The sequence below is a fragment of the Nostoc sp. PA-18-2419 genome (assembly GCF_005869855.1).
GTDB lineage: Bacteria > Cyanobacteriota > Cyanobacteriia > Cyanobacteriales > Nostocaceae > Nostoc.
The window spans coordinates 1-10,207 of record NZ_SZNH01000073.1; the positions used below are offsets into that span (position 1 = coordinate 1).

Annotated in this window: 7 protein-coding genes and 3 pseudogenes; 3 read left to right on the top strand and 7 right to left on the bottom strand. The window is 38.9% G+C overall.

Annotated elements, in window-relative coordinates:
- Together FCR06_RS31320 and FCR06_RS31325 are read right to left on the bottom strand one after the other, a co-directional pair.
- The coding region (locus FCR06_RS31320; protein ID WP_138506739.1) for a hypothetical protein at positions 1 to 253 on the bottom strand (253 nt) is incomplete at its 3' end.
- Positions 254 to 723: 470 nt separating this feature from the next.
- The gene (locus FCR06_RS31325; RefSeq protein ID WP_223280384.1) at positions 724 to 1,353 is read right to left on the bottom strand and encodes a YcaO-like family protein; all 630 of its coding nucleotides are present in this window, start codon (positions 1,351 to 1,353) and stop codon (positions 724 to 726) included.
- 201 nt (positions 1,354 to 1,554) lie between these two features.
- Between FCR06_RS31325 and FCR06_RS31330 the strand changes: the two genes are divergently transcribed.
- Positions 1,555 to 2,523, top strand: a complete 969-nt coding sequence (locus FCR06_RS31330) for a transposase (RefSeq protein ID WP_411268037.1) — start codon at positions 1,555 to 1,557, stop codon at positions 2,521 to 2,523.
- A gap of 237 nt (positions 2,524 to 2,760) precedes the next feature.
- Here FCR06_RS31330 and FCR06_RS31335 read toward each other — a convergent pair.
- Positions 2,761 to 3,621, bottom strand: a pseudogene (locus FCR06_RS31335) (ISLre2 family transposase); the annotation flags it as partial.
- 58 nt (positions 3,622 to 3,679) lie between these two features.
- Here FCR06_RS31335 and FCR06_RS31340 point away from each other — a divergent pair.
- A complete protein-coding gene (locus tag FCR06_RS31340) occupies positions 3,680 to 4,111 on the top strand; it encodes a dihydrofolate reductase family protein (protein WP_138506741.1) in 432 nt (143 codons plus the stop codon).
- Between the two features lie 134 nt (positions 4,112 to 4,245).
- Positions 4,246 to 6,804, top strand: coding sequence for a phosphoenolpyruvate synthase (gene ppsA, locus FCR06_RS31345; protein WP_223280385.1), 2,559 nt, complete (start codon positions 4,246 to 4,248; stop codon positions 6,802 to 6,804).
- Positions 6,805 to 6,860: 56 nt separating this feature from the next.
- On the opposite strand, the gene FCR06_RS31350 is transcribed toward ppsA, so the two are convergent.
- The 4 genes and pseudogenes from FCR06_RS31350 to FCR06_RS31365 all read right to left on the bottom strand — a co-directional run.
- Entirely contained in the window at positions 6,861 to 7,844 is a 984-nt protein-coding gene (locus tag FCR06_RS31350) for a ParB/RepB/Spo0J family partition protein (RefSeq protein WP_138506743.1), read from the bottom strand.
- A complete protein-coding gene (locus FCR06_RS31355; RefSeq protein ID WP_138506745.1) occupies positions 7,841 to 8,611 on the bottom strand; it encodes a ParA family protein in 771 nt (256 codons plus the stop codon). Before FCR06_RS31355 ends, FCR06_RS31350 begins: the two co-directional genes overlap by 4 nt.
- A 240-nt stretch (positions 8,612 to 8,851) precedes the next feature.
- Positions 8,852 to 9,517, bottom strand: a pseudogene (locus tag FCR06_RS31360) (IS6 family transposase).
- 411 nt (positions 9,518 to 9,928) lie between these two features.
- Positions 9,929 to 10,207: pseudogene (locus FCR06_RS31365) on the bottom strand (transposase); the annotation flags it as partial.

Consider the following 10,207-nt stretch of genomic DNA (forward strand, 5'->3'; position numbering starts at 1 on the left):
AATGGAATGAATGAAGAATTTCCTGGGTGAAGGAACCATTACCATCAGAATCTCCTCCACCTAAGGAAATGTATTTATGACCCACCAACCTATTTTTGATTTTGGCACTATCTGATAAAGCCTGATCTGGTTTAGCCCATCCACTAAAAGCAATGCCTAATGTTGAGTGGTCAAAAGGGTGACTCGGAGAGTACGTTTTATCCCAGTAACCTTTAATCAAATTCATCCCTTCTATAGTTTCAATAGAATTCATAACTTAATTTTCCTCTTTGTAAATTCACAGGAACTTAATTGCTAGGAGTGAGATTAGTTTATTCACAGCTGAAAATCAAAGGTTTTTAGCTGACCCTTCTGATTCTTAATTGGTAGCAGTAAAATTGATTTTAGGATTTACGTATTGTCTGCACAATCCAGCGGCAAAAATTCATTACCCACTGCATGAACGGTTCTCCCTTACGGGTTCGCTAGTTGCTTTCCGACGCAAGGCGACAAGAACGCACTACCTCACTATCAAAGTCATCAGCAACCCAAATGGTTGTTAAGCAATCTAAAGCTTTTATTCTTTTCTTCAAGTTGTGACACATGAATATGCGGAATGTGAGCTTCAATCGCAGTGAACTACTTTTAATATTAGTTTTTCTCTTAGTCTGTGAAACTCATAGAACTCATCCCAGAACTAATAGAAGAACTCATGAAAAATAACATCATGCAGGAGGGAGAACCTCACATCCACATGGGAAAAGAATTGAATTGCTCTTCTATCAGTGGTTCTTGCAAGTAACCCATTTTCACCGGAACCTGATAAAGCCGTCCAGGTGCTAACCTTTTCCACATATGGCGCATTCCTGGAACGATTACCTTGGCAACGTGAAGTCCAATATCGGGACGAGTCTGATTTAAAACCAGCATTTCCAAATCATTGTTCTCAACGATTTGTTGACACAGCTTGATATCTTCGAGTAAATCGTCACTCGCCATTTCGCGATAATCGCCACTAACTTTAGCAGCAATGCTTTCGCAGGGAACTGAATAAGCTTGATTGGCTAAAGTTGCAATTTTCCACCAATCTACCGCCAAGCGATCAGCTGATGGAGGATATTTAGTACTTCCATCAGCTTTGGCAAATAAAACGTTAGGTAAAATTTGGTTAACTTCTGTCAAAGCTCGACTAATAGCAATCTTGGCATCGAAATGAGCGCCATAACCTAAAACAATATCTTCTACAGAGCGATCGCTCCTCCGACTGATAGCAGCATCATCGATTTTCCGTTTTGCTCCTGGCGCCTTTTTGATTTCTAATAAGCCTGATATTCCATCAGTTCCAGGACTTACGCAACTGGCACAGGCGATCACTAAATTTTAGTACATGAGTATTGGTATGAGTGACGTAACTAGTACAAGGCGATCACTATTTAATAGTACATTTGTATTTTAAAAGTGAGTTTAAGTAATCGGCTCAAGCTTAAATTAGTAATACTAATCAATTGTGTAAAGTAGACTGGAAAATTTTCTGAGAAAATTAATAGAGGGTGCACCAAAAAAAGTCGTTTATCAATGAGATTTACTAAACTTAACTATTGCCAATACTTACTAAGCAGTCAAATTAATTATACTCTCACAAATCTGGCGRAGCATTTAGACCAGATTAGTCATGATAAAATTAACCGTTATCTCAAGAACGAAAAGTTAACTCCACGTTTACTTTGGGATAATGTTAAAGATATCATCCAAGTGAGTGATAACGCATATCTAGTTTTTGATGACACAGTAATTGATAAACGATATGCCATAGAAATAGAGACAACTAAACGGCAATATAGTGGTAACGAGCATAGAGTCATCCAACGAATTGAGCTAATAAATTGTACATATGTCAATCATGAACTCGGAAAATTTTGGATTATTGACTATCGTATTTACGACCCAGACATAGATGGAAAAACAAAGATAGTCCATGTGACGGAAATGCTACAAAACCTTGTATATTATAAGGCTTTACCATTTCAAGCTGTCTTGATGGACAGTTGGTATGCGACAAATAAATTGATGTTATATATTGATGGGTTAGGAAAATATTATTATTGTCCTTTAAAATCTAATCGACTTGTTGATGATAAGTCTTGTCTTGAAGATTATAAAAAAATTGAACTGTTGTTTTGGGATGAAAAGGAGCTAGAATTAGGTAAAGTAGTTAAAATAAAAAAGTTTCCACAAGCTAAAAAAGTGAAACTATTTCGGGTCACTGTCTCCACCGACAGAACGGATTTAATTCGCAAAAACGATTTATCTCAAGATTCTACGGACGTTGTACAAAAAGTGTGTAAGGAACGATTACAGGTTGAGGAGTTTCATCGAGAATTAAAACAGTTGACTGGTGTAGAATCATGTCAATGCTGTAAAGGTCGTATTCAAAGAAACCATATTGCTTGCGCTATTTTAGTCTGGATTAGGCTCAAAGATTGGGAGCAACGCGATTTGGTGAGGTTGGGCAAAAAAGGTGCGATCGCTAAAAATTATATTTAAGTACAAAGTGACTTTATTGTCCGTTGCTATACTGATTGATAGGACAATTTATCTTGATGAGATATCTCAAAAAGATTACTAGCAAGCTATTTAAGGATTTAAAAAAAAGAAGTAAAGCGACTAATGTTAATTACTTAGTCTTAATTATAGCAAATAATTAGTTAAAACTAAAATTAAGGTATAAAATTTATTAAGCAGATATAGGCTTGATGAACGAATTAAAGATAGAATTACAAGTAAGTTAACGGCTTGACGAATTAAACTTTCAACCGCACCACTACCAAGAGGGAGTTTTAGAGATGCGACTTTGTTATATTTTAAAAGCCTCCGTCGGTAAGCTTTTAAAATATAATTTCGTTCTCGTACCAAAATTTTACAGCGTTCTCCACTAGCGGATAATATAAACTCCCCCATGTTTCTCATTAAATCTAATGCATGACCTTTTCTTAAAGAAGAACGAGCTTTTTTAAAYYAAGTTTGCCGCTCGTGATCTGTATTAAAAGCAGCGTCAGCGAAGGTTTGTAAATGCTCGGCAGCATGATAAAAATCTAATAAGTGATAAGTTTCATGCGGACATTCTAGTTTTTTTAATAAAGTCGGAATATGTTTCCAAATCCATTCAGCACCATCTGCAATTAACAAGACCTGTTTTGCCTGACTAATTCCCAAACGGAACAAATACATCTCTAATATTTCTAAAAATCCTTGATATCCCTTATAAGTCCCATCATTGGTGATAGGAATATCTGATGTTTTAATTTTTTTACCTTGCTCATTCACTACGTAAATAGTTAATAGCTTAGGTTCAATCCATTCTCCTGTAAAACCTCTACGATTAGTTTTAACTCTACGTCTCCCTTTTTTAGGTATGCGAATACGTGTACGCCCACCATCCACAGCGATTACAACACGTTGGTCTTGAAGAGTATTTAAGTTAGATAAATTACCAGATTTAAAATCATTTAACTTGTTATTACGTAAATCTATTCCTAGTTGACCAAAATGATATGTTAGTCGTTCTATTCGTTTTAAGCTAATATTTATTCCCCAATCAATTAGGGTTCTACGTGCAGCTTCAAAGGAGCCAGCGATCRCACCTTTTTTGCCCAACCTCACCAAATCGCGTTGCTCCCTTTCAGATGTGGGTGCGTTGGCAATGGGATCAGCAACTTACGAGTGGATGATACGTAACACCCGAAAGGTTGTCACTGAGACTGGCTTTGCGTGGCCATACACTCAGCCAGCCTGGATCTTCTCTAGTCGCAAGCTGATAATAATCGAAGGTGCGAACATCCGATTCGTCAATGGAGATGTACACCACGCCCATACTGAAATGCGAGCGGCTGCCGGCACCAAAAACATCTGGATAGTTGGAGGCGGAGATCTGGCTGGTCAGTTCTACGATGCTGGTTTACTGGATGAGCTGATCGTCCAGGTTGGCTCGGCCACCCTCGGCAAGGGCAAGCCGCTATTCCCTCGCAGAGTGCTAAGCCCAGTTCTGCGCCTAGTGTCTGTTCATCAGATGGGTGCTGGCATGGCTAAGTTGCGCTATGAAGTACACAAAGGCAGTGTGAGTGGAGCCGCCTAACAATTACAATGCAGCGGACTGTTGAAGATACTGGTTGTGATGCAAAAGCTGTTTGCCGCCGCTGATTGCAACCGTAGTATGAATTGCCAAAGGAGGAAAACTGATGAGTTCATTTGTCCTTTGTTTTCAAGATATTGACAAAACTCAAGGTCGTTGGTGGTAAAGGCGTGAACCTGGGGGAACTTACCAAGATTCAAGGAATACTCGTACCAGATGGCTTTTGTATTTCTACTGAAGCTTTTAAAAGAATAATTGAGGAAACGTCGTCGATTAACGAATTACTCGATCAGTTATCGCTTCTGAAAGTGGAAGACAGGGATAAAATCAGTGAACTTAGCGGTGAGATTCGCTCTTTCATCGAAAGGATAACCATCCCTCAAGACATTAATGAAGAGATCGCCCGCCTTCTCTCTAGGCTTGGAGAAAAAAATGCCTATGCAATAAGATCCAGCGCAACTGCTGAGGATTTACCGACAGCCTCTTTTGCAGGCCAGCAGGATACATATTTAAATATTATCGGGAAGAAAGCAATTTATCAGCATATCAGCAAGTGCTGGGCATCGCTATTTACAGAGAGAGCAGTAATTTACCGTCTTCAAAACGGCTTCGACCACCGTAAAGTCCACCTGTCTGTGGTTGTTCAGAAGATGGTCTTTCCGCAGGTTGCAGGAATTTTGTTTACTGCCGATCCCGTCACTTTTAATCGGAAGGTATTATCCATTGATGCGGGCTTCGGACTTGGTGAAGCCTTGGTCAGAGGTCTGGTGAATGCTGATATCTATAAAGTGTGTAACGGCAAGGTTATTGATAAGAAGATATCCACCAAAAAACTGGCTATTTACGCCTTAAAAGATGGTGGTACGAAAGAACAGAAGATTGAGCCTGAACGGCAGAATAGGCAAGCACTGACGGATGAACAGATTTTGCAGCTTGAGCGCATCGGTAGGAAGATTGAAGAACATTTCGGACATCCCCAGGACATCGAATGGTGTTTGGTTGATGATACATTTCATATTGTCCAGAGTCGCCCCATCACGACTTTATATCCCATTCCTGAAGCGAATGATGAAGAAAATCACGTCTATGTATCTGTCGGTCATCAACAAATGATGACTGACCCCATCAAACCATTGGGATTATCTTTATTCCAGTTAACAGCTGCTCGACCCATGTATAAAGCGGGTGGACGTTTGTTTGTTGATATAACACAGGATCTGGCTTCACCTGTGAGAAGAACAATTCTGGTAGATGTTTTGGGAAAATCCGATCCGCTTATCAGGGAAGCACTTATGACTATACTAGATCGGGGAGATTTCATAAAATTGTTACCAGATGACAAGCAAGAACGAAGTTCCGGTAACAGCAATCAGCGTGCATCGTCTTTGGATTTTCAAACGCTGACCGAATACGATCCGGCGATCATTTCTGATTTGATTGAGCGTAGTCAAACATCGATAGAAGATTTAAAACAGAACATCCAGACGAAATCAGGATTGGATCTGATTGATTTTATCCTGGAAGATATCCAACAATTAAAGAAGAGTTTATCCAATCCACAAAGTTTTGGCGTGATTATGACTGCTATGAATGCTTCATCATGGCTCAATGAAAAAAACGTAGCAGACAAGCTTTCTCAAGCTGTACCCAACAATATTACTTCGTCTATGGGTCTGGAATTATTGGATGTTGCAGATGTGATTCGTCCTTATCCTGAAGTAATTGATTATTTCCAACAGGTAAAAGATGACAACTTTCTGGATGAATTGGTTAAGTTTAATGGAGGAAAAGAAACCCAAGACGCTATCTATGCTTATCTCAACAGATACGGAATGCGATGTGCCGGAGAAATCGATATTACAAGACCTCGTTGGAGTGAAAAACCAACTACACTTTTCCCCATAATTCTCAGTAATATCAAAAACTTTGAGCCTGGTGTGGGCGATCGAAAATTTGAGCAAGGGCGACAGGAGGCTTTGAAAAAAGAACAAGAGTTATTAGAGCGATTGCAGCAATTACCGGATGGTGAACAAAAGGTCGAACAGACAAAACGAATGATCAACCTAATTCGGAATTTCGCTGGTTATCGTGAATATCCCAAATACGCCATAGTTAACCGCTACTTCGTTTATAAGAAAGCTTTACTCAAAGAAGCCGAACACCTCGTACAAGCCAACATTATTAATGAAAAAGAAGATATATACTATCTCACTTTTGAAGAACTTCGCGAAGTCGTAGGTACAAATAAACTGAATTACCAGATTATCAACAAACAAAAAGACGAGTACAAATTATATGAAAAACTAACTCCCCCACGTGTGATTACATCTGACGGTGAAATCATTGCAGGTCGATACAAACGCTCAAATCTCCCAGCCAAAGCTATTGTAAGTCTACCTGTTTCCTCCGGAATTATAGAGGGACGAGCGCGTGTCATCTTAAACATAGAAGATGCCGATCTAGAAGATGGAGATATATTAGTCACCTCCTTTACTGACCCTAGCTGGACACCATTGTTTGTATCCATAAAAGGTCTAGTCACTGAAGCTGGTGGACTGATGACGCATGGAGCAGTTATCGCACGTGAATATGGCTTACCAGCAGTTGTCGGAGTAGAACGTGCTACCAAACTGATCGATGACGGACAGAGAATTCGGGTTAATGGAACGGATGGCTATTTAGAAATCCTAAGTTAATATACTTTCTAATAATGACTTAATGTATAAGTTGATTTCTAGCCATCCAGTACCTTTTACAAAGAGTTCTCCGAGACTAGACTACCTTGCTGTAAAGAAGGATCATCTTTGTTTTCTTCTAGAAGTGCTTCAATTTGAGCAAAAAGCTTATTAATTTTTTTTAGCTTTTTCTCATCATTCCAAATTTTACTTTTTCTAAGTACTTTGTATATTTTGTCAGCTTTTTCTTTCTGCTCTTGGTTATGAGATGATGGCTTATTTTCTGACTGTTGCTGAAGAATATTTCCTACTAAAATCCTAATTTCAGACAGTGATAAACCTTCTGCGATCGCTTTATTTAAGACTTTCTGTCTTTCATCATCATTTTTTATCCGGTTGATTTCCTTAGCTTTTGTATATTCAATTTTGCCTTTTCGCAGTGTAGTTTGGATATCTAAATGGAGTTTAAGTAAAGGAAGACGATTAGCTACAAATGACTGCCAAGTAATTTTTCCTAACCTCAAGAATACATCTTGTATGATTCGTCCTTCATCACTAACCATAACGTTATGGTTAGAATTACCTTTGCTTTCGTTATTCATGTCATAGAGCAGTTTGACCACTGTCTCTTGGTCAACATCGAGTTCTTCGGCTAGTAATTCAAGAATTCCGATAGTTTCTTCATAAGCATTGAGGTCTTCCCTTTGGAGGTTTTCAACTAAGCGTAGTTTACGAACTTTTTTCTCATCGCATTCAATAATGACTACAGCGATTTCTTGAAGTTTTGCGATTTCACAAGCTTTGAGACGGCGTTCACCAGCTACTAGCTCGTACTTGTCTTCCTGAAGCTTTCTAACGACAATAGGTTCTAGCAACCCCACTTCCTTGATGCTGTCAGCGAGTGATTTAAGTTTTATGGGGTCAAAATAGCGACGGGGCTGACTTGGTGGAAGGATAATTTGAGATAAAGGTAAAGTGGAATCAGATAAAGATCGTTCTTCTTCATCTCCAAATAAATTATCAAGTCCAGTAAGTTTTTCTAGTTCGCGTTTTTGGCTCATAGTTGAGTAAGATATTTTGTAATTTCTTCGAGTATGCTAACTGCGGGGTGGTTTTTCTTGTGGAGTGCAAGTGGTAGATGTGCCTGGGTTGCGTCAGGAAAAGCTGTTGATTTAGGAATGGGGGCAGTAACGTGTATCCGTCCTTCAACCTGTTGTTTAATTTCTTCTAGTATTCCTGTGTCTTGAAGATTACGATTATCGTATTTTGTTGGAATTATACAGGCAATTTGTAATTTCTGGTGTCCTCCTTTTTTGAGCCGGGCGATCGTTTCTAGCAGTTGGTTGGTGCCAAGATAGCACTTATATTGCGTTTCGACAGGAATCATAACGTGTGAAGCAGCGACTAAGCTCATAATGCTTAAAATTCCTAGAGAAGGCGGGCAATCAATCAAAATATAATCATACTGGTCAAGTACATTTGATAGCACAAACTTGAGCCGTTGGCGGTTGTCGATGGTCAAGTCATGAAAAATTTTTTGCTCCGTACCTGCCAATTGGATATTTGTTGGTACAAGGTGCATCCTGTGAATAGGTTTTTTCCATATATACAGGGGAGTTTCTTCAGCGATCGCACCATAGATAGTTTGTTCAGTTTGCAGCTTGACTTCCCCTAATCCCATAAAAGCTGTTAGTGATGCTTGTGGGTCCATATCCACAAGCAGTACACGGTGTTTTTTAGCAAGGTGGTATCCAAGATTGTGTGTAATAGTCGTTTTAGCTGCACCACCTGACTGATTGAAAGTGGCAATTATTTTGGTTGATGACATATATTAATGAAGCGATTTTGTGAACCCATGTTAGCGATTCTACCAAACAGTGGATTTTTATTTTTGATTAAAAAAAAATAACGCTAGTTCAAACCAGTAAACCTGTCTGGGCTAGCATTATTCAGCTAGTTGGTTCTAAAATGGAGGTTCTTCGTCTAGGTCTTCATTTGTCGAAGTAACGTTATCGGTTGTGCTGCAAAAAATATTTGAAGTGAGAAAATCCTCTAGAATTAAGATTGTTTATGCAACCAGTCCAAAGATATCTGCAATCAAATTGACTTGAGCGACAATATCTCCTTTAGTTACTTCGTTAACCTGTCCTTTACGAATCATATTCATAGTTTCGTAGCCAGCAATAGTTCTTCTAGCTGTGTAGAATGATTTGAATCCTAAACCAGGATTCACTAATCTTTTAATGAAGCGATGGTCTTGTTCTATTATATTATTTAGGTATTTATTCTGCCAGAACTCACTAGTTTGAGTTAGAAGTTCTTCTTTTTTTTATTCATCGACAGCCGTTGGATAAGCAGCATTTTTATCTACATTAATGACTTGTGGTAGCTGAGTGTGAGTTGCTTTTAAAGCTTTACGGAAAAACCTTTTGGCTGAGTGTGAGTTGCGTTTCGCACTTAACAAAAAGTCAATTGTATTCCCAGCAGAATCAACGGCACGATACAAATATCTCCACTTGCCTTTGACACTGATATAAGTTTCGTCAACCCGCCATGAATCATTTGTAGATTTGAGTTGTGGACGGCATCGTTTTTCTAACTCTGGTGCATAGGCTTGAACCCTTCTATACACAGTTGTATGGTCTACTGACAACCCTCTTTCTACCATCATCTCTTCTAGATGGCGATAACTCAATGGATATCGAAGATACCATCTGACGCACAGGAGGATGATTTCAGGTTAGTAGTGTCGCCATTTAAATGGTTGCTTTGGGTTCATCTCAGTAGCATTTTAATCTCCAAAGAGAATATATTACCTGCTTAACCCCTGTTTTTGCAACACAACCACACATTTCAATCGTTATAAACTCCCTGGTTTCAATTATGGATGAGGTTTATGCACCTTAGGATTGACATTTATTGAAGCTGTACCATTGTTACCAGTTTGAGCAATATAGTTGCCTTAAGCAATTTGAGTAAATCTACCAGTGCTTGGAGCAACGTTAAATGGCTCAACTAATGTAGGCTGTTTCACAGCTAATTCACTTAAGCTTGAGTCAGAAAATATATCTTCTTTTATGTAATACCTCTTTTGTTACTTTAGGTAAAGAAAAATAGAGAGAAGATTAACTAACCTGAGTTCGGGTTAAGCTGTTTGAGATAAAAGCCAGTCCATCTGAAGGCTAGGTTTCTTAGGTTGGTGGAAGCGATTAATCCGCACAGAACGTTAACGCAAAAATTTACGGGGCTTCGGTGTCGGGAATGTTCAATCTGAGAAATATTTTTGAGTTGGTCGTTAATGGTTTCAATGATGGAGCGTTTACGGGATAAAAGCTTGTCATGCAGACAGAAGCATAAGCTTATTTTTCATGTTGCGACGGGGCCTGGCAAAAAATTGAATGCCGAAGTCTTCTAAAAGTTGATC